Source organism: Thioalkalivibrio sp. ALMg13-2, from assembly GCF_000381185.1.
Classification (GTDB): Bacteria; Pseudomonadota; Gammaproteobacteria; order Ectothiorhodospirales; family Ectothiorhodospiraceae; genus Thioalkalivibrio; species Thioalkalivibrio versutus.
The window spans coordinates 1-19518 of record NZ_KB906113.1; the positions used below are offsets into that span (position 1 = coordinate 1).

At 66.8% G+C, this 19518-nt stretch carries 21 protein-coding genes and 1 pseudogene; 13 read left to right on the forward strand and 9 right to left on the reverse strand.

All coding sequences use genetic code 11. The features are described 5' to 3' along the window. The 3 genes from F618_RS14830 to gshA form a co-directional block, all read right to left on the reverse strand. A partial coding sequence (locus tag F618_RS14830; protein ID WP_019567440.1) for a helix-turn-helix domain-containing protein occupies positions 1-187 on the reverse strand: 187 nt, incomplete at its 3' end. A gap of 119 nt (positions 188-306) precedes the next feature. Beyond that, on the reverse strand, positions 307-1323 hold the full coding sequence (locus tag F618_RS0109740) for a glutathione S-transferase family protein (RefSeq protein WP_019563341.1): 1017 nt from the start codon (positions 1321-1323) through the stop codon (positions 307-309). 149 nt (positions 1324-1472) lie between these two features. Further along, positions 1473-3059 carry a glutamate--cysteine ligase gene (gene gshA / locus F618_RS0109745; protein WP_018169182.1) on the reverse strand — a complete coding sequence of 529 codons (1587 nt, stop codon included), beginning with the start codon at positions 3057-3059 and terminating at the stop codon, positions 1473-1475. A gap of 175 nt (positions 3060-3234) precedes the next feature. Between gshA and F618_RS0109750 the strand changes: the two genes are divergently transcribed. The 10 genes and pseudogenes from F618_RS0109750 to F618_RS0109795 all read left to right on the forward strand — a co-directional run bounded on the left by F618_RS0109750 (position 3235) and on the right by F618_RS0109795 (position 10379). After that, positions 3235-4113 carry a helix-turn-helix domain-containing protein gene (locus F618_RS0109750; protein WP_019568443.1) on the forward strand — a complete coding sequence of 293 codons (879 nt, stop codon included), beginning with the start codon at positions 3235-3237 and terminating at the stop codon, positions 4111-4113. A 118-nt stretch (positions 4114-4231) separates the two neighbouring features. Next, positions 4232-5320: a class I SAM-dependent methyltransferase gene (locus tag F618_RS0109755; RefSeq protein ID WP_019568444.1), complete on the forward strand. Its 1089-nt coding sequence runs from the start codon at positions 4232-4234 to the stop codon at positions 5318-5320. A gap of 152 nt (positions 5321-5472) precedes the next feature. Further along, positions 5473-5613 (forward strand): hypothetical protein, encoded by a 141-nt coding sequence (locus tag F618_RS16165; RefSeq protein WP_019568445.1) that lies wholly within the window; start codon positions 5473-5475, stop codon positions 5611-5613. A gap of 34 nt (positions 5614-5647) precedes the next feature. Then, a complete protein-coding gene (locus tag F618_RS0109765; protein WP_018144698.1) occupies positions 5648-6100 on the forward strand; it encodes a DUF302 domain-containing protein in 453 nt (150 codons plus the stop codon). 45 nt (positions 6101-6145) lie between these two features. Further along, positions 6146-6760 (forward strand): hypothetical protein, encoded by a 615-nt coding sequence (locus F618_RS0109770; protein WP_019568446.1) that lies wholly within the window; start codon positions 6146-6148, stop codon positions 6758-6760. Next, entirely contained in the window at positions 6760-7281 is a 522-nt protein-coding gene (locus F618_RS0109775) for a TlpA disulfide reductase family protein (protein WP_019568447.1), read from the forward strand. Before F618_RS0109770 ends, F618_RS0109775 begins: the two co-directional genes overlap by 1 nt. 126 nt (positions 7282-7407) lie before the next feature. Continuing rightward, the gene (locus F618_RS0109780; RefSeq protein WP_019563346.1) at positions 7408-7806 is read left to right on the forward strand and encodes a hypothetical protein; all 399 of its coding nucleotides are present in this window, start codon (positions 7408-7410) and stop codon (positions 7804-7806) included. A gap of 66 nt (positions 7807-7872) precedes the next feature. Continuing rightward, a pseudogene (locus tag F618_RS16595) lies at positions 7873-8025 on the forward strand (UDP-2,3-diacylglucosamine diphosphatase); the annotation flags it as partial. Between the two features lie 49 nt (positions 8026-8074). Continuing rightward, on the forward strand, positions 8075-8476 hold the full coding sequence (locus F618_RS0109790; protein ID WP_019568449.1) for a hypothetical protein: 402 nt from the start codon (positions 8075-8077) through the stop codon (positions 8474-8476). A gap of 217 nt (positions 8477-8693) precedes the next feature. Further along, positions 8694-10379, forward strand: coding sequence for an alpha/beta-hydrolase family protein (locus F618_RS0109795; RefSeq protein ID WP_019568450.1), 1686 nt, complete (start codon positions 8694-8696; stop codon positions 10377-10379). 12 nt (positions 10380-10391) lie between these two features. Here F618_RS0109795 and F618_RS0109800 read toward each other — a convergent pair whose 3' ends face one another. Together F618_RS0109800 and F618_RS0109805 are read right to left on the reverse strand one after the other, a co-directional pair. Beyond that, positions 10392-10808, reverse strand: coding sequence for an ABZJ_00895 family protein (locus F618_RS0109800; RefSeq protein ID WP_019568451.1), 417 nt, complete (start codon positions 10806-10808; stop codon positions 10392-10394). A 94-nt stretch (positions 10809-10902) separates the two neighbouring features. Beyond that, positions 10903-11265: a hypothetical protein gene (locus F618_RS0109805; protein ID WP_019568452.1), complete on the reverse strand. Its 363-nt coding sequence runs from the start codon at positions 11263-11265 to the stop codon at positions 10903-10905. Between the two features lie 252 nt (positions 11266-11517). On the opposite strand from F618_RS0109805, the gene F618_RS0109810 reads away from it, so the two are divergent. Continuing rightward, positions 11518-12165 carry an outer membrane protein gene (locus F618_RS0109810; RefSeq protein WP_019568453.1) on the forward strand — a complete coding sequence of 216 codons (648 nt, stop codon included), beginning with the start codon at positions 11518-11520 and terminating at the stop codon, positions 12163-12165. 43 nt (positions 12166-12208) lie between these two features. Here the strand turns inward: F618_RS0109810 and F618_RS0109815 are convergent, their stop codons facing one another. The 3 genes from F618_RS0109815 to F618_RS0109825 all read right to left on the reverse strand — a co-directional run bounded on the left by F618_RS0109815 (position 12209) and on the right by F618_RS0109825 (position 17660). Further along, a complete protein-coding gene (locus F618_RS0109815; protein ID WP_019568454.1) occupies positions 12209-15388 on the reverse strand; it encodes an efflux RND transporter permease subunit in 3180 nt (1059 codons plus the stop codon). Positions 15389-15391: 3 nt separating this feature from the next. Further along, a complete protein-coding gene (locus tag F618_RS0109820; protein ID WP_155997998.1) occupies positions 15392-16432 on the reverse strand; it encodes an efflux RND transporter periplasmic adaptor subunit in 1041 nt (346 codons plus the stop codon). A 172-nt stretch (positions 16433-16604) separates the two neighbouring features. Then, positions 16605-17660 (reverse strand): hypothetical protein, encoded by a 1056-nt coding sequence (locus F618_RS0109825; protein ID WP_019568456.1) that lies wholly within the window; start codon positions 17658-17660, stop codon positions 16605-16607. 124 nt (positions 17661-17784) lie between these two features. Here F618_RS0109825 and F618_RS0109830 point away from each other — a divergent pair, with 124 nt between their 5' ends. Next, on the forward strand, positions 17785-18621 hold the full coding sequence (locus F618_RS0109830; protein WP_018951849.1) for a zinc-dependent peptidase: 837 nt from the start codon (positions 17785-17787) through the stop codon (positions 18619-18621). Further along, on the forward strand, positions 18618-19025 hold the full coding sequence (gene fliL, locus F618_RS0109835; protein ID WP_019563392.1) for a flagellar basal body-associated protein FliL: 408 nt from the start codon (positions 18618-18620) through the stop codon (positions 19023-19025). The genes F618_RS0109830 and fliL overlap by 4 nt, the downstream gene beginning before the upstream one ends. 148 nt (positions 19026-19173) lie before the next feature. On the opposite strand, the gene F618_RS0109840 is transcribed toward fliL, so the two are convergent. Beyond that, a complete protein-coding gene (locus F618_RS0109840; RefSeq protein WP_018144712.1) occupies positions 19174-19470 on the reverse strand; it encodes a hypothetical protein in 297 nt (98 codons plus the stop codon). Positions 19471-19518 lie beyond the last annotated feature (48 nt).

Here is a 19518-nt window from a genome sequence, read left to right on the forward strand (position 1 = left end):
TGCTCACCGTCTCCGCCGAGACGCCAACCCGCGCGCCAATCTCCGAAGCCTTCAGGCCTCGCGTGCTCAGCAGAATCATGCGCGCGCGCTGTTGTTCCGCCGCGGGCATCTGGCGCCGCCGCAGCCAGCTCTCGAGCTCGTCGCGTTCGGCTTCACTGATCGTCAACGTCTTGATCGGTCGTCCCATTCCGGTCGCCTCCCGAGTGCCTGTTATCAGGATACAGGGGGACAGTCACGGAGTCGATGAACTTTTGTTAAAGGACACTGGCCGGGCCACGGTTGAACCTCCCAACAGTGTAACGACCGTCACGTTTCGTCGACGTTCCGCAACGCGGCCGGCAGCTCGCCCAGGGGGCGGCCATGCGGCCGGGTGTAGTCAATCATTGGCCCCTTCGGCACGATGCCGCTGGGGTTCAACATCGGGTGACTGCCGTAGTAATGCGCCTTGATGTGGTCCATGCGCACCGTCTCGGCCACCCCCGGGCGCTGGTACAGCATGCGCAGATAGGCGGAGAGGTTCGGGAAGTCCAGCAGCCGCTGGCGATTGCACTTGAAATGGCTGTAGTACACCGGATCGAAGCGCAGCAGCGTGGTGAACAGCCGCCAGTCGGCCTCGGTCAGTCGCTCGCCGACCAGGAACGGCTGGCGTGCCAGGCGCTCCTCCAGCCAGTCCAGGGTCTCGAACAGACGGTCGAAGGCCGCCTCGTAGGCCTTCTGGCTGGTCGCGAAGCCGCTGCGATACACCCCGTTGTTCACGTTCTCGTAGACCCGCTCGTTGACCGCGTGGATCTCCTCGCGCAGATCTTCCGGATAGAAATCCAGGGTGTTGCCGGTAATACCGTCGAACGCGCTGTTGAACATGCGCACCATGTCCAGCGACTCGTTGTTCACGATGCGGTCGGTCTGGGTATCGAACAGCGCCGGCACGGTGATGATGCCGGTGTAGTTTGGATCGGTACGGGTGTAGAGCTCGTGCATGTAGCGCGAGCCGTGCACCCGGTCCCCGGTGCAACCGTCGCAGTCATCAAACGACCAGCCGGCGTCACCCATGTAGTGGTGCACCACCGAAACCCCGATATGCGGCTCCAGACCCTTCAGTTTGCGCAGGATCAGCGTGCGGTGTGCCCAGGGGCAGGCGTAGGAGACATACAGGTGATAGCGCCCTGACTCGGCCGGATAGCCGCCGTCACCCATCGGGCCCGGCGAACCATCCCTGGTGACGTAGTTACGATACTGCTGGTCCTGGCGCACGAACTCGCCGCTCTCGTCCGACTCTTCTTCCAGCCAGCCCTCGCGCAATTCACCGTTGATCAAAAGACTCATGCCATGCTCCTGCCGTCTGTGCCCGGCACCGAATGCGCGCACGCCTCAACGGCTGAATGTATGTGATAGCCCGATCATCCCATCGATTTTATCGAAGATAAATCGCGTTAAATGCGGTCAACCGTTCTACAAAATCGAACGAATCCGGTTCAGGAGGCCCGCAGGGTGCCGTCGAAATAGCGCGTCAGGAAGGTATCGAAGTCCAGCTCGTCCGCCTGCTCGATGGCCGCCTGATCGGCCAGGCTCTCGCGGGCCAGGGCCTCCAGCGTCTCGGCGCGCGGCAGCGGCCCGTTGAAGCGAAAGGCCTCGCGGTGCTGGGCCGACAGGCGGCGCGCGTAGGAGTAGAACCCCTCCTCGCGCGCCATCATGTCTTCCAGCATGCGCGCGGACGGGGTCAGATCCGCCTGCTCGACCTTGCCCCACTGCTCACTGAGCGCCCGGCGGTAGGGGTCACCCGGCAATTCCTGATCCAGAACGGCGGCCACCGGTCGCATCAGCGCCAGCAGCTCGCGCGCCCAGGCCTGGAGCGCAACGCTCTCGCCCCCCCGGCGCAGCTCAAGGCCCGGGCGACGCCCGTAATGCGCGACGTCCAGCAGGTTGCGGTCGATCGCGTCCAGCTCGCCGTCGGCCAGCAGCGGGCTTGGCTGCAGCAGACAGGCCAGCGCGAACACCTCGAGAAAACGCAGCTGGGTCTCGTCCACCCCCAACGGGTGCTGGGCGTTGATGTCCACCGAGCGCAGTTCGACGTATTCGATGCCACGCGCCTCCAGGGCGTCGGTCGGCTTCTCGAAACGCTCCAGCGGCTGCTTGGGCCGCACGGTGGAGTAGTACTCGTTCTCGATCTGCAGGATGTTGGCATTCAGCTGGCGATACTCGCCATCCACCTTCACCCCGATGTGCTCCCACTCGGGGCTGGGGGTATTGATCGCACAGCGCAGGGAGTCGACATAGCCGGCCAGCGAGTTGTAGTCCGCCTTGATGCCGGTGTCCGCCTCCTTGCGGTTGGTATAGCCGATATCGCCCATGCGCAGGCTGGTGGCATGCGGCAGATAGGAGGTGTCGTCGTCGAAGTCCTCCAGCACCGCGCCGTGGCCTTCGAGAAAGGAGTTGCAGACGGCCGGCGACGCCCCGAACAGATAGGGCACCAGCCAGCCAAAGCGCAGCAGGTTGCGGATCATCCCCATCATGCGCTCGTCGCGGAAGGCGCGGCCGTCGGGCGCACCGAGCACCTCCGCCAGGGCCGGCCAGAATTCCGGGCGCGGGGAGTAATTGAAGTGGACCCCGGCGATCACCTGCATCTTGCGTCCGTAGCGATGCCCGAGACCGATGCGGTAGACGGTCTTCATGCGCCCGGCATTGGAGGCACCGTACTGCGCGACCGGAATCGCATTGTCATCGGCCGTCACACAGGGCATGGAGGTCGACCACAGGGTCTCGTCGCCGACGTTGGCGGCGGCGAAGGCCTGCAGGTCGTGCAGGAAGCCGAGGGTCTCGCGTACATCCTCGAACGGCGGCGTCACCAGTTCCAGCAGCGCCTCGGAGTAATCCGTGGTGATGTATGGATGCGTCAGCGCGGATCCCAGCGCGGCCGGGTGCGGCGTAAGCGCCGGCGAGCCTTCCGGCCCGACCCTCAGGGTCTCCTTTTCCAGCCCGATCTGCCCGTGCAACCCGACACCCGCCAGCGCCTCGGCCAGCTGGTGCGTCAGATCCTGCAGCTTGCGCTCGTCCGTACTCACGTGATGGTAACCCTGCGGTCATCGAAACCCGGCGAACATACCCGAATGCAGCGCCACGGTCACATACGACCCGGCGCGGTCCGCGAGGTTCGTGCGACGCCTGCACCGCAAGCGGTTCCCAAATGGCCTATAACAAAGTTGCGGGGTACACGGAATGCTGCAACGTTCATCCAGCATGCTCGACTTCTTCGCCCGGGTACGTGACGCGCCGTTCCTGGAAGAGGCCCGTGCGCGACCCGATCTCCCGGTGCCGATGATCGAGAACGCGCACCCGGCCGGCCACCTGAGCACCCCGCCAGTCTGCGAACTGATGCTGAGCCAGTCCGTGGGCACCCCCTTTCGCTACCACTGTGACATCGGGGCCGGTCCGTTCTCCGGTTGCGCCGGCCCGCGCGAATTCGTGGTGATCGCCCCGCAGGTCGCGGGACGCTGCCATATGCGGGACCCGGCACGCATGCGGTTTTTCGGCATCCCGCCCGAGCTGGCCCGGGACTGCCTGGAGCGCGCCCCCGGCGATCCGCTGGACTTTGGCCACCTGCATACCCGCCACCACCGGGACCCCCTGATCACCCAGGCCCTGGATGCCCTGTGGCAGGAGATGGACCGCGACGACCCGGCCGCGCAACTGTTCGTCGAGAGCATGCTCGCCGTTCTGGTTGTGCGCCTGGCCCGCATGGCCGAACACGACCGGGACCTGGACAGGCGCCGTGGCGGCCTGGCACCGCACCAGTCGGCACGGGTGATTGACTACATGCAATGCCACCTGGATCAGCGCATCACCCTGCGCGATCTGGCGGCCCTGACCGGACTCTCGCCCTGGCACTTCGCGCGCGCCTTTCGCGATACGCACGGCCTGCCACCCCATCGCTATCTCACGCGCCTGCGCGTGGAGCACGCCCGCGACCTGCTGACCCGAACATCACTGAGCATCACCGAGATCGCTGCCGCGACCGGGTACTCCCCGCAACAGCTGGTCCGCCATTTCCGCCAGGCCCTGGGTATGGCCCCCGCGGCATACCGGCGCCTGCATTTAAACGGATCCATGCGCCCCTGAAATCACCGCAAGATTCGCCCCACCCCCGCAAGATCGTGACCGCCCGCAAGGGCTTCCCGGCCTAGGCTCGAAGTAACGCCGACACCCGGCCCGGCTTGTCCTGGCGGAGGTCCACTGCATGTCGTCAGCCCCGCAATGCCTGTCACCCCCATCTGCCGCCGAGGCCTTCGGCGAGCATCTGGTCAGCGTGCTCAACCACGGCGCGCTGTGCCTGACCCTGTCGATCGGGCACCGCACCGGGCTGTTCGACCACATGCGCGACCGGCCACCCGCCACCTCCGGCGAGATCGCCGCAGCCGCGGGCCTGAACGAGCGCTACGTACGGGAATGGCTCGGGGCCATGGCGACCAGCGGCATCGTCAAGGTGGATGCGGATGGCCCACGATTTGCCCTGCCCGCGGAACACGCCGCCTGCCTGACGCGCGCGGCAGCGGCCGACAACCTGGCCGTGTTTGCGCAGTACATGGGCCTGCTGGGTGGGGTGGAGGACACGATCGTTGCGAAATTCCGGACCGGCGGTGGCGTGGGGTACGAGCACTACACGCGCTTCCACGAGGTGATGGCCGAGGACAGCGGCCAGTCCGTACTGTCGTCACTGGAAAGCGACATCCTGCCCCTGGTTCCGGGCCTGACCGACCACCTCGAGCGCGGCATTCAGGTCCTGGATATCGGCTGCGGCAGCGGGCGCATCCTCAACCAGTTGGCCACGCTGTACCCGCACAGCCGGTTCACCGGCCTGGACCTGTCCACAGAGGCTATCGAGCGCGCCCGTGCCGAGACACGCGCCACCGGGCTGGGGAACGTCGAATTCATCCAGGCCGACGCGGCCGAACTGGATCGGCATGTGGCCGCGCAACAGTTCGCGCTGATCACCACCTTCGATGCCATCCACGACCAGGCCGACCCGCTGGGCGTACTGACGGGCATTCACCGCGCGCTCGAGTCCGAAGGCATCTACCTGATGCAGGACATCCGCGGCTCCGGACAGATTCATGGCGATCTCGAGCATCCGCTCGGACCCTTTCTCTACACCATCTCCTGCATGCACTGCATGCCGGTATCGCTCGCCCGGGGCGGACCCGGCCTGGGCGCGATGTGGGGCGAGCCCCGGGCACGTGACTACCTGGAGCGCGCCGGCTTTCACGACATCCGGGTCCACCAGCTGGTCCACGACCCTCAGAACAACTGGTACGTGGCCACCCGTTAACGACGGCGCGAGGAGGACTCATCCATGACCGCAGCCAATCCCTACGAACGCCTGGGCAGCAAGGCAGCATCTTCGGCGAGGGGAACACGGATGCATCTGCAACGGCACCGGCGGCCTGCAGGGACCGCGACAGGCTGACCATCCATCGCGGCATGAACATCCGCGAGGAGGCGTTCGCCGCCGTGGTCGACGACCTCGCCGAGACCCTGGACGGACTCGGGATTGGCCAGCGCGAAAAGGAAGCGCTGCCGATGATCTCCGAGTCACTGAAACCGGAGATCGTTCGCGTCTGACGCGCCTTCACCCACCCACCTGGAGGACACGATCATGAAAACACTCACACCCATCGCCGCCTTCACGCTGGCCACTGCACTGGCGCTGTCCGCCCCGCTGGCAGCCACCGAGCCAGACGACCACTTCATCATCCGCGACTGCGAACAGTCGCGCGCGGACCTGGCGGGGGCGATTCGCGAATACGCCGAAAACGAGGAGGACTGGATCTTTCTGGCCGAGTTCGACCTGGCCGGCGGTGACATCACCGCGCTCAAGGTCTGCTACCTGCCGCTGGGACCGGACATCCTGGATGCCGGGCTGCATGTCGGGGCGATGATGCCCTGCGGCCACATCGGCCTGTACGAGGAGGACGGGGGCACGAAACTGTCCATGCTCCACCCGAAGTTCATGACGACGCTGCAGCCGCACCCGAGCCTTGAACGTGCCGTGGAAAACGCCGAGCCCGCCTTCGAGGCGCTGCTGGATCATGTCCTTGGTGGGTCGTAGGGACGCCGCGCCAAGCCACCCCGCCGGTTTGCCACGAGGCGCCCAATGCCCGGCCCAGGGTTGACGGTCGTCGCATGGACGCTTCTGGCTCTGGCGGGGCCGGCCCTTCCGGGCGGCGCCGGGACGGCGGAGGAGATGCAGGTGCATACCGACCCCGACAGTGGGCTGATCACCTGGCACTGGCAGGGCGGGGGGCTTTCGCTGGAACTCGCACAGCGGCTCCCGGACCAGACCCGCGCGTTCTTCCTGGGCCGCGGGTTCGACACCGAGGATGCGACGTTCATCGCCGGCCACTGCGTGTTTCAGGGCGTCCTGCGCAATACCGACCGCAGCGCATCGGCCACCGTGGACCTGCGCCAATGGCGCAGCCAAACGCCCAACGGGGCCGCGCGACCGCTCCCCAACCGCGACTGGCAGGACGAGTGGGCGAGCCGGGAGGTTCCGGAAGTAGCCCGCATCGCCTTTCGCTGGGCCTTGTTCCCTGGCGAACACCGGTTCCAGCCCGGCGACTGGCTGATGGGCATGATCGTCTTCAAGCACCCGCCCAGCACGACATTTGATCTGACCGTGCACTGGCGGCAGCAGACGACCCTGCGGCAGTCCACCCTGCCCGATCTGCGCTGCGCCGGGGAACCGGAACGGGACGAGGCCGAACCATGATGAACCGGCGCCGCTTCCTGACTGCAATCCCCGGTGGCCTGCTCGGCCTTTCGCTGCGGCCCGTGTGGGCGGAAGCCACGCACCTGACCGCGATGGAGCCACGCCCCAAGGGCCCGCCCCTGGCACTGGAGGACATCGATGGGCAGCACCATCGACTGGAGGACTATCGCGGACGTGTGGTGGTGGTGAACTTCTGGGCCACCTGGTGCCCATCCTGTCGCGACGAGCTGCCGTCGTTGCAACGGCTCTGGGAGCAGTTGCGCGATGCGGGCCTGGTGGTGCTGGGCGTGAACGTGGGCGAAGACGCCGATCGCATCTTCTTCTTTACCGCCGACTACCCGGTCGATTTCCCTCTGCTGCTGGACCAGGATTCCGCCACCATCGACCGCTGGCCGGTTCGCGGCATTCCCACCACGTTCATCATCGATCCCGAGGGCCGCATCGCCTACCGCGCCATCGGCGCCCGCGACTTCGATCATCCACGCCTCCTCGAGCGCCTGCGCGCGCTCGGGCTCGACTGACAGCCCGCTGCAGCGCCCATGGCGCTTTCTGCGGGGCGGCGGCCTTCCCGGATATCGCGGCCGCCCGGTATCCCGATGCCGGCCGATCTTGTAGATTAGCAATCCCTAATAATCAAGGGATGAGACGTGGAGTCGTCCGGAGAACACCGTAGCTGGGAGGACCGGATCGTGGATGCGCTACGCGCGCCCGCGACCTGGCTGTTCGTGCTGGGGCTCGTGCTCGGTGCCGCCGCCGCGCACTGGGGCGTCGAGCGCCCACCGGCCGAGGGGGCGTTGATGGTCACGGTGCACAATGACAGCGACGTGCTGATCCAGGCGATCCACTTCGACTTCGGCCACGACCTGTCGGAATCGAGCATCCGCGAGGGCCAGCTCCAGCCCGGGGAACACCGGCGGGTGGCACTGAACCATGTCCCCGCAGCCGGCTTCAACATGGAAATCCGCTACGCCGACGGGCAGGTACAGGAGTTCTGCGCCAACCGCGGCGTGGAAGGCTGGGAACAGGAAGTCCGGGTCTACCGCTAAGGACACACCGCCCCGGCCAGGTGTTCAGGTGCCGGCCAGCACCGGGGCGACATCGGCGAATGCAAAGACTGGGTCGAACACTGCACCGCGTTGGTGGAGGACCGCGCCGGCAACCTCAGCCTGCTGCACTGGTCCGATCATGGCACTGTGCAACACGCGCAGACGGACACCCCCGCGGTCAATACACTCGATCTTGATTCGCTCCTGGCCAAACGATAGGTAGGCGCCTGTCACCGGGCTGTCATGGCCCTGTAGTACCGTGGCCACAATGAACGAATCGCGATCGCGTCACTGGGCGGGAGCCGGCGCCGACCTGCTCCTGCTGCTGCAATCCGTCGAGAACCACGAGCAGGCCCGGCGCCTGGCGCGTGTGGCCGGCTGGGTGCTGGTGTTCGCCGGGGTCGTGGTGGTGATGCTGGGTGTCCTGGTGCAGCACACGCCCACCATGCTCGAGGGCACGCTGGTCGCCCTGCTGGCACTGGTGGGCGGCTGGCTGCGCAGCCGGGTCGCCGCCACACTGCTGATGCTGCTGATGGCACTGGGGCTGGCCACCGGCCTCGCGATGGGCGCGGCAACCGGCGGACTCCTCCTGCAGGTCGCGCTGTTCGGAGTGGCCCTGCGCATGGTCGAGGGCAGCTTTCGCTTTCGCAAGTCCGTCACAACCCAATAGGCCGTATTACGAGGCAGCGAAGCACGAGGGGTCGAAGCACGTTAAGAGGCAATGGTGGCGCCGGACAGCGATTGCTTCGTCGCTGCGCTCCTCGCAATGACGGGGACACAACAAAACGCGATATCGGCGGGCCACTCGCGGGCGCGGATACTTGAATCCAGCCGGCGGGGCGGACAGGATGAGCGCCTCCATACCCCGCCAAGGAAGCGCGAACGCGATGTCCGTCGTCGGCCGCCTGCAAACCCGCCTGCGAGCCTTCATCTGGCCGGCCTGGGCCACCCGCATCCTCGGGACGCTGTCGATCCCGGGGCTCATCCTGGCCACGCTGTTCTTTGCCGCCTCGCTGACCCCCAGCCTGATCCCGCGCACCGACGACGTCCAGGGCATCCTGTCCGGGGTATCGCTGGCGGCCGGCTACGGCCTGGGCGTGTTCTTCCACTGGCTGTGGTCATACCTGGAACTGCCGGAGCTCGGCGAACGCACCCACAACACCCTGGTCGTGATCGCCGGCGGCGGGGCCATGCTGATCGTGCTGATCTTCCTGTGGCAGGCCACCGAGTGGCAGAACAGCATCCGCGCGCTGATGGAGCAGGAGCCGGTGGATGGTGGATTCCCCATACGCCTGGGGCTGATCGCAGCGGCGGTGTTCATCGCCACGCTGGCCGTGGCACGGCTGTTCCAGTTGCTGGTGCGCTTCCTCGCGCGGCACCTGCGCCGCTTCATCCCGCGCCGGCTGTCCAACGTGATTGGCGTGCTCGTGGCGGCCGGGGTGTTCTGGGCGGTGATCGATGGGGTCATCCTTGAATACGGCCTGCGCGCCGCCGATCGCAGCTTCCAGCAGTTCGACGTACGTGAACACCCCGGGGCGGAGCAGCCGGGCGCGGCCTTCCGCACCGGCAGCCCGGCCTCGCTGATCAGCTGGGACGAGGGCCTGGGGCGCCAGGGCCAGCGCTTCATTCACCAGGCCCCGGACGCCGCCGCCATTAGCGAGTTTTCCGGCGAGACCGCGCTGGATCCCATCCGCGTGTATGTGGGGCTGAACGCCGCCGAGACCATCGAGGAACGCGCACGACTGGCCCTGCAGGAGATGCTGCGGGTCAATGCCTTCGACCGTTCGGTGCTGGTACTGGCCACGCCCACCGGACGCGGCTGGGTAGACAACCGTGCGATCCAGCCGGTCGAGTACCTGCACGGTGGCGATGTGTCCACCGTGGCCGTGCAGTACTCCTACCTGCCGAGCTGGTTGTCGCTGATGGCGGAATCGCAATACGGTCACGAGACCGCCCAGGCGGTGTTCGCGGAGATCTACGGCTACTGGAAACAGTTACCGCCGGACGCCCGCCCGGACCTGTACCTCTACGGCCTTAGTCTGGGCGCGCTGAACTCGGAGCGGGCCGCGGACCTGTACGACGTGATCGGCGACCCGTTCTCCGGCGCGCTGTGGGCCGGCCCTCCGTTTCGTAGCGAGACCTGGCGCGACATCAAACGCCAGCGCCAACCCGACTCGCCGGCCTGGCTGCCGCGCTTTCGCGACAGTTCGGTGGTGCGCTTCACCAATCAGGGAAACCACCTGGACATCCCCGGCGCCGAATGGGGCCCGATGCGCATCGTGTACCTGCAATACGCCAGCGACCCGGTCACCTTCTTCGAACCCCAGGCGCTGTACCGCCAGCCGGAATGGATGCAGGCCCCGCGCGGCCCGGATGTCTCCCCGGACCTGACCTGGTACCCGGTGATCACCATGTTGCAACTGGCGGTCGACGTCGCGATCGGCGACGCCGCCCCGCGCGGCTACGGCCACGTCTACGCCACCGAGCACTACATCGACGCCTGGCAGGCAGTGACCAACGCAGACCGGTCCGCGGACGAGATCGAGTGGCTCAAACGCCACCTGGCCGACTGACCGACAGGGTGCCTACCCCGCGCTTTCCCCGGCGACCAGGCCTCGCTTGCGCAGGTTGCGGCCCGTGAAGTTAACCATTGCCACCACGGTCCCGGCATACAACAACGCGACGCCCCCCACGATCCCGAGCATCACGGCGTCCAGTGCAACCCCCTCGGCCCACATCACCAGCAGGGTGAGCGGAATCTGTGTACCGAGGAGCACCGCGATCATGGCGGCGATCACGCGCCACTTCTCGGCGCGCGACAGATAGCGCCCGTTCCTGCGCCCGAAGGACTCGCAGGGCCACACCACCGCCAGCGCCAGAATGCCCATCCCGATCGCCGTACCGGCTTGATCCAGATCGACATAGGCGCCCGCTACCATGGCAGCGATCGACAGCGAGAAATAAAGCAGTACAAACCGAAACAGCAGACCCTTGATGGACATCGTCTCCCCTCCCTGGGATATCTGAAAGCCGCACCACCCTGTGCAGCCTGGATGCATGTCGGAGTACCCCGACATACACGATCATGACATGCGGCTACTGCTCGGTGAACTTGGCACCTTCGACAATCACCGGATAGCTGTAACCCGCCCCGAAGTCGCGATCCAGGATCAGCGTTCCGGTCACCGCGACCCGGTCACCCACCTCGGGCATTTCGGTGGAGGTGATGGTGATGTAATCACCCTCGCTGCCCGTACCGTCGACGAAGTGGATGAAGTTGCGCCCCATGATGTCGTCGTTCACCCGGCCCACAATGCCTTCGAGCCGGACCTCTTCCCCATCCAGCTCGGCCGGGGCCTGATTCAGTTCCTCCACCGTATGCATCGGTTCGGCGCTCGCCACGCCCCACCCGAGCAACCCCACCAATAGTCCCGCCAGAATTCCCGCTTGTCCGCGCATTGCTCGACTCCTGTTCTTTTTACTTTCTTGTGTGCGTACGGGAGGCGCTGATCAGCGCCTCCCTGGGTGAACCGCCCCGGGATCGCAGGAACCCATGCCATAAATGGATGCGTGGGGGACACATACGCCCGGCGGCTCGATCCGTCCCATTCTGGCACACAAGGACCGGCGCCCTGTCTGACCGCCTGTGCCAGAATGCGCCCGGACGGGGCACCCGTTCACTTCCGCAACCACACCGCAAAGGAAACCACCATGTCCAGCCCGTATCGCCTCGCCACCGCCGTGACCGGCGCCTGCATCCTCCTGGGCTCGGCCGGGGCAGTTCAGGCAAGCCCGTTCCACGGTTCCTACATCGGCGGCCAGCTCGGCTGGGTCGGTTATGACATCGACTACCGCGACCCCACCAGCGATGGTCGCATCTCCGGGCTCAGCGCCTCCGGCTTCACCGGGGGTGTCATGACGGGCTGGGGTACCGTCCTGGACAACGGCCTGTACCTGGGCTTGGAACTGGATGCGCAGAACGAGGACGCCGACCTGACGGTCACCATTGACGAGGAGGAACTGGGGGTGGATAGCAAGTACAGCTACGGCATCACCGGCCGGCTCGGCACCACGGTAAACGACAACGTCCTGTTCTACGGCCTGGCCGGCTACCAGCGCTCGCGCCTGGACTACCGCCTTACCGATACAGACGAGGACATATCCATTCGCTTCAAGGACAGTATCAACGGTGCCCGGCTCGGTGTAGGCGTCGAATACCAGATGGACAACCGCCTGTTCATGCGTGCCGAGTACTCGTACACGCTGTTCGAAAGCGAGCGCTATCACATCGAGGGCGAAACCCTGCACTTCGATCCCGATGCCTCGCGCTTCATGGTCGGTCTCGGCTACCGCTTCTAGCATCCAGACAAGGCCCGCGAGCCTCTCGGTAGCGGGCCTTTGTTCAGGCTGTGCGGGCAGCGGTGTCCCGCATGCCTCCGGTCAGGCGCCGCTTCACCCTCTCCGCGGCCCGGTTCACCACCAGGTACAGGCAGGGCACCACCAGTAGCGTCAGAATCATCCCGGCGATCAGACCACCCACCACCGTCAGCGCCAACGGGCGCATGATCTCCGCCCCCTCGCCGAGGCCGATGGCCAGCGGCAACATGCCCAGCACCGTCGTCAGCGTGGTCATCAGGATCGGGCGCAGGCGCAATGCCCCGGCCTCCACGACCGCCCGCGCCGGGCTCAGGCCACGGAGTCGACGGCCCTGCTCGATGTACTCCACCAGCAGGATCGCGTTGTTCACCACCACCCCGATCAACAGGATCGCCCCGATCATCACCGGGGCGGAGACTGGCGTGCCGGTCGCCCACAGGATCGCGACCACCCCGATCAGCGACAACGGCGCGGCCGCCACGATCACCAGCGGATTCGCCAGGCGCTCGTACTGCACCGCCAGCACCACCAGCACCAGGAAGATCGCGAGCGCCACCACTGTGGCCATCTCGCGCTGGGTCTCCTGGATGGTCTCCCACTCGCCACCGATCAGCAGGCTGTAGTGCTCGGGCACATCCACCTCGGCCAGGCGCTGCTCGACCTCGGTCATCACCGAACCGACATCGTTCACCTCGGTGTTGATGTCGCCGTTCACGCGCACCACCCGGCTCTGGTTCTCGCGCTCGATATGCGCGGGCCCCTCGCCGATCTCGAACTCGGCCACGTCCGCCAGGCGCACGGGATCCCCGTTGTCGCGGAACAGGATCATCCGCCCTAGGGTGGCCGTATCCTGCACATCCTCGCGCGGCAGGCGCACGCGCAGGTCGTACTCGCGATCGTCGCGGACGTACTGCGTCGGCACTGATCCCTCCACCGCGTCGCGGATCGCCTGCCCCACCTGGCCCACCTGCAAACCCAGCGCAGCCGCCCGCTCGCGATCCACATGCACGCGCAGAATCGGACTCTGGTCCTCGCGCCCAACCTCGACGCCCTCCAGGCCCCGGATGCCTTCGAGGCGCCCGGCGATCTCGCGGGCAATGCCGCGCATCTCGGTCAGATCCGCCCCGACCACCGCAATCGAGAGGTCATCCCCGGTGATACTGAACTGCAGCCCCTGGATACTCGGCGGTCGCACGGTAATCCGTGCCCCGGGGAGTTCCAGCGCATCCATTGCCTCCTGCGCCTCGGCCACCCACTGTCCCGCGCTCATCTCGCGCTGTCCGGCCGGGGTCAACTGGACGGTGATATTGGAGGTGCCCGGGCGCTCGTTGACCACGCCGCCACCTAGGTGCCCGCCGACCATCGCGAACACGCTCTCCACATGCGGCAGATCTTCCAGCGCGGCCTCGATATCGCGTGCGGCGGCATCGGTCTCGTGCGGCGGGGTTCCCGGCGGCAGGACCATGCGCACGCTGACCTGACCATCGTCCACCTGCGGCAGGAACTCGTTACCAAGCTCCCCGCCGACCTGCACCGCACCGGCCAGCAACACGACGGCCGCCCCCAGCACCGCCCAGCGCAGGCGCAAGACCTTCGGCAACAGACGCCGGTAACGTCGGCGTAGTCCCTGCACCCCGCGATCAAACCCACGCAGCAGCCAGGTCCGGTCCACCCCACTCTCCCAGCGGATGCGCGAAAGAAGGGCCGCGAGCATCGGCACCAGGGTGATGGCCGCGGCCAGGGTCGCGATGATCGCAAACGAAAGCGTCAGGATCAGCTCGCGGAAGATCAGCGCCCCGATCCCGGTGATCAGCAGGAACGGGAGCACCGCGGCCAGATTGGTCAGGGTACCCGCGATGACCGCCGAGACCACCTCACCGGCCCCGTCATGGGCCGCCTGCTCCGGCGACTTTCCGAGCTTGTCGCGATGGCGGACGATGTTCTCCAGCATCACGATGGCGTTGTCGAGCAACAGCCCCACCCCCAGCGCGAGCCCGCCGAGGCTGATGATGTTCAGGGTGAGCCCGCCCAGGCCCATCATGGCGAAGGTCGCCATCAACGCGATCGGGATCGACAACCCGATAATGAAGCTCTTGCGCAGGCTGCCGAGAAACAGGAACACCGCCAGCATCGCCAGCACGCCGCCCAGGATCGCAGCGGTACCCACCGAACTGACCGCGCCACGAATGAACGGCGCGGAGTCGCTGACGACCTCCCACTGGATGTCCTCGGGGATGAACCCCGAGCGCTCGAGTCGTTCGAGCGTGGCGCGCACCGAGTCCACCGACTCGACGGTGTTGGCGTCCGGCAGCTTGAACACGGACACGCGCGCGGCCGGCGTGCCGTCCAGGCGGATGAACAGGCGCTGCTCGCGGTGGCCATCGCGCACCTCGGCCAGCTCGCCGAGGCGCACATGCGCGGACTGCGGCCCCGGCAACGGGATCAGCACATTGCGCACGTCCGCCGCGGAGGTAAACAACCCCTCGGTCTTGGCCATCACGTCAAAGGTATCGGAGGTCACCCAGCCCCCGGCCACCTCGCGGTTCTCGTCCTCCAGCGTCGCGCTGATCGCCGCCAGCGAAAGGCCATAGCCACGCACCCGCTCCTGGTCGAGGATCACCTCCAGCTCGCGCTCCTGCCCACCGGAGGCCTCCACCGAGGAAATGCCGTGGATCGCGATCAACTGCGGCGCCAGCTGGTGTTCCACCCAGTCGCGCACCGCGGTCTCCGAGCGCACGGTAGAGGAAAACCCCGCCTCCCAGATCGGGTCCTGCGAGGGGTCGTACTTGTACAGGCGCAGGGATTCGAAATCGTCCGGCAGCTGGGTGCGCGCCAGCTCCAGGTGGCGCGCTGCGTCCTGCAACGCCAGATCCAGGTTGGTACCGTACTCGAACAACAGATTGACGTTGGTACGCCCCTCGGAGGCACGGCTGTAGATGCGGGTGAGGTTCTCGGTGGCCGCGAGGTTGCGTTCCAGCACGCGGGTCACCTGTTCCTCCATCACCTCCGGCGAGGTGCCGGGGTGGTTCACGGTCACGCGGATATGCGGATACTCGACGTGCGGCAGCAGGTCCACCGGCAGGCGATCAACAAAGAACATGCCGAGCACGATCACCACCGAGGCCAGCGCCATGATCGCCACCGGTCGGCGGATGGAGAAGCTGGTCACCCGCCCGCGCGGACGGTCCTCCGGCTCGACGGCCATCTTCTAGCCCCGCCAGCCGACGATGCGCACGCGCTGGCCCTCGCGCATGTCGATCGGGTTGGTGGCCAGCACGATGTCGCCGTCCTCCAGGCCGTCCGTGATCTCGGTCCATGGGCCGCGGGTCACGCCGGTCTCGACCGTGCGGCGCTCCAGCTGCTCGTCCACCACCACATAGACATAGCGTTGGTCGCCGTCCTCGCCGATGGCGGCGGCCGGGACCGCCAGCACATCCGGGCGTTCGTCGACCGTCATGCGGATGCGTGCGAGATTGCCGGGACGCACGCCGTTGTCGGCCGCCTCGGCCGGCAGGGCAATCTCCACCGTCACCTGCTGGGAGTCCGGCGAGGCCGCCGGAAAGATGCGGCGGATCTTCGCGACGTAATCGGCATCCGGAAACGCGTCCAGCCGAATGGGTACATCCTGGCCCACCACCAGATCGCGCACGTCCAGCTCGGACACCCCGGGACGCAGGACCAGCGTGGTCGTATCGACCAGTTCCAGCAATGTATCGCGCGCGGCGACCGCCTCGCCGGGCTCGACCATGCGCTCGGTGATCACGCCGTCACGGCTGGCGGCGAGCGCGCCGTAGTCCACCCGCGCCTGCCACAACGCCTGTTCGCTCTCGGCCGAGCGCAACGCGGCACGTGCCCGTTCATAGCTGGCTCGGCTGGCAATCCCCTGGTCACGCAACTCGGCACTGCGCGCGTATTCCAGCCGGGCCTCCTCGACATGCGCCTCGGCCCGCGCCAGCTCCGCGCGCTCCTCGACCACGTCCAGCTCGACCAGGGTCTCGCCCTGCTCCACGCGATCGCCTTCCTCGACATGCACCGCCTCGACCACACCATCGGTGCGCGCCGCCAGGCGCACCCGCGCCCGCGGCTCGACCCGCGGGGACACCATCAGCTCGCGCGACAGATCCCGCGGCTGAAGCTCCACCGCCGCGATCGGCGTCGCGGCCTCGGCGGCCGGCTCGTCACCCGCCTGCGAGGACTCGCCCCCGCAGCCTCCCAGCCCCAGGGCAAGGACCAGCAACAGACCACCCATCCTGCGCGGCAGTGGCACGGCTCGCGGGAAGCGCGCCAGAAAAGGCCGGGCCGACCGCCGCCGAAGGAACAGGGTCTCGAGTCGCATGCGCCGGATCGCTCGTGGGGAGTGGACGAAAGCACAGGGTAGCCGCTATGTACCCCTCGACGCAGGAATGGCCCTGCGGGTTCCGTCAGGCGCTCAGGTCGATCTGCTGCACACTGCCGCTGCGGCCATCCTCGCCCACCCAGACGCCGGTCGACTGCACCTGCCCCAGAAGGCTGTTGTCGCCGCCGCGACGGAGATCAAAAGGCGTGCTGACATGCCCGAGGTAGATCGCCCCGACGCCCACCTCGCCCAGCGCCAGCAACTGATCGCGGCCCTGGGCGTCGCGGGTCCACACGCGCAGGCGGTCGTAAACCGGATCCGCCGCATCAATCCAGCCGTTGCCGTCATGATCGAACCGTCGCAGTTCGGCGAAGCCATCACCGGTCAGCGGGCCAAAGAGCTCGGAGCCGTCATCGACCTGGCCGCTGCCAGACCGGTCGATCGCGAGAAAACCACTGCCGGGTTGCAGAAAGGCCACCTGTTGCGGCGAACCGTCGGCGTCCAGGTCGAATTCGAAGCGGGTGTCCGTAAGAGCGGCCGCCGGGGCGTCGAAATTGATCACCAGCGGATCGTGCAGCTCCGCATCCATGCCACCCTGCAGACGGCTATGCTCGATGAACTCGCGGCTCATGGTCAGCGCAATATCCAGGTCGATGGTCTTGCCGTCGGCCGTGTGCACGCGCCCCTGAGCCTGGAACGATGTCCTCTCGACCTCGACCCGGGTCTGCTCCACGGACCAGGCGACACTGAGCCCTGCCGCCGGACGAGGGGGGCGCGCAACGGGTCGCTCGAGGGGTTCCGGCGGGGTGTCGGCCGGCTTGAGGTCGGCGGGATCGATCACCCGGATCTCGCGCCCGGTAAAGCGCTCCAGGATCAGTCGCAGGAGCTCGGTACGCAGCTGGTCCACCGAGGTCAACTCGCTGTCCGCCGGGGCTACCCCCACGAACGGGGCGCGTGCGGCCACGCCGGGGGCGGAATTCTGCAAGGCACGCGCTGCCGGGGCCGGATTCGCGGGCGGCTCCGGCCCCTGTCGGGGAGGCACCGCACTTCCCTCGACCACGGTCATGCGAGCCTCGCGCCGCGTCGCCTCCAACGCAAAACGCTGGCTCGATAACTGCATGGAATAATCGGCAATCTGCATGATGCCCTCGTCAATTTTCCCGCCTGCAGGGCATAACGGCCGCGGGGCGGCAATCATTAGCCGCCCCGCGGCAATCGCCTGCCGCAGGCGGACGCATGCCAGCCAAACGTGCGACGATTGACGGATGGATTCGACGCCGAATTTTCCCTTGCGCGGCCTGTTCCGGCGCATCCTCGGGCCCTTTGCCGGCCTGGAGCCCGAGGCCGTGCAACTGGACAACGACGAGTGGGAGGCCCTGCGTCGACGGGCCCCGTTCATCGCCCGCCTCACGCCGGAAGAGCGCTCCCGGCTGCGCGAACTGGTCGGCCAGATCCTTGCGCAAAAGGAATTCATCGGCATCGCCGCGGAACCGGAACCCTGGCAATGCCAGGTGATCGCCGCCTACGCCGCGCTGCCGGTGCTGGAACTGGGCCTCGAGCCTTACCGCGACTGGCGCACGCTGATCCTGTATCCCGACACCTTCGTGCCCGAACACGAGTGGGTGGACGAGGCTGGCATCGTCCATCAGGGGGCGATCCCCCAGTCCGGCGAGGCCTGGGAACGCGGCCCGGTCATCCTGTCGTGGAACGATGTCGAGCGCGACGGCGCTGTGGTCGTGCACGAGATGACCCACGTACTGGACGCCGGCAACGGCGAGGTGAACGGGTTCCCGCCACTACGCCGCGGGCAGTCGGCCGGTGCCTGGACGGAGGATTTCTCGCGGGCCTTCGAGGCATTCGTGGAGGCCGTGGAGTCCGGCGAAATCGACGAGGCCGAGCTGCCGCTGGACCCCTATGCGGCCACCGCCCCGGAGGAGTTCCTGGCCGTCGCGACAGAGTCCTTTTTCTTCGAGCCGGCGCGCCTGCGCGAGGCCATGCCCGAAATTTATGAGCATCTGGTGGCATACTTTGATCAGGAGCCCCATCGACGCGGCGACCTGATCGCCTCCAGCACGCAACCCGCCCCGGAGCACACACCATGATCCGCAGCCCCTTTCGTTCCCTGCACCTTGCTCTTCTGGGGATTGTCCTGATGCTGACCGCGCCCCTCGCGCTCGCCGTGGACGACCTGGACAGCCATTACGTGACCCTGGAGCCGGTGGTGGTGAACATGGCATCCTCCGACCGCGGACGTTACCTGCAGGCCTCCATCCAGCTGGAAGGCAACGATCTGGAAGACGCCCGCGCGATCCGCGAGCACATTCCCGCAGTGCGCGACCGACTGATCCGCATCCTTGGCGGGCGCAGTCCGGACAGCCTGACCGGCGGTGGCGCGCGCGAGGATCTGCGCAACGAGGCCACGGAGGAGCTGAACGAGTTGCTCGAGGAGATTACCGGCTCGCCCCGGATCGCAGCCCTCTACTTCTCGGATTTCATCCGCCAGTAACGCTCGCTCTCCAGCGAACCGCTCACCGGCAAGGAAAAGCCCCCGGCAACACAGGCTACCGGGGGCCGATGCTCCCGCCAGTACATGACGGGATCGAGCCCCGCTGGGGGCTCACTCCATAATCGATCATCGCTCCTTGATGGAACGATCAGTGCGGCCGATGCAGCAGCGGCATCTCGCCACGCTCCATCATGTGCCGGATCAATGCAGCCCGACCGGGCTCTTCCTGCTCCAGCTCGTCGGCGCACTGCGAAGGCTCGTGCGCGGCCTCCGATAGCATGACCTCCAGCTCGCGCAGGTCGACCTTGGGTTCCTGCAGGTCTTCCGGCTTCGGGTTCTCCAGCATGTTGGTTTTCCAGAACATGCGCGGGTGCCAGCAATGCAGTTTCGCATCCGGGTTGTGAAAGAGCTCGACACAGCGACGATTCAGTTCCTGTGCATTCATGGGGATCACTCCTCGCTCCAATGCATTCACCCTTATGTATAGACCCCG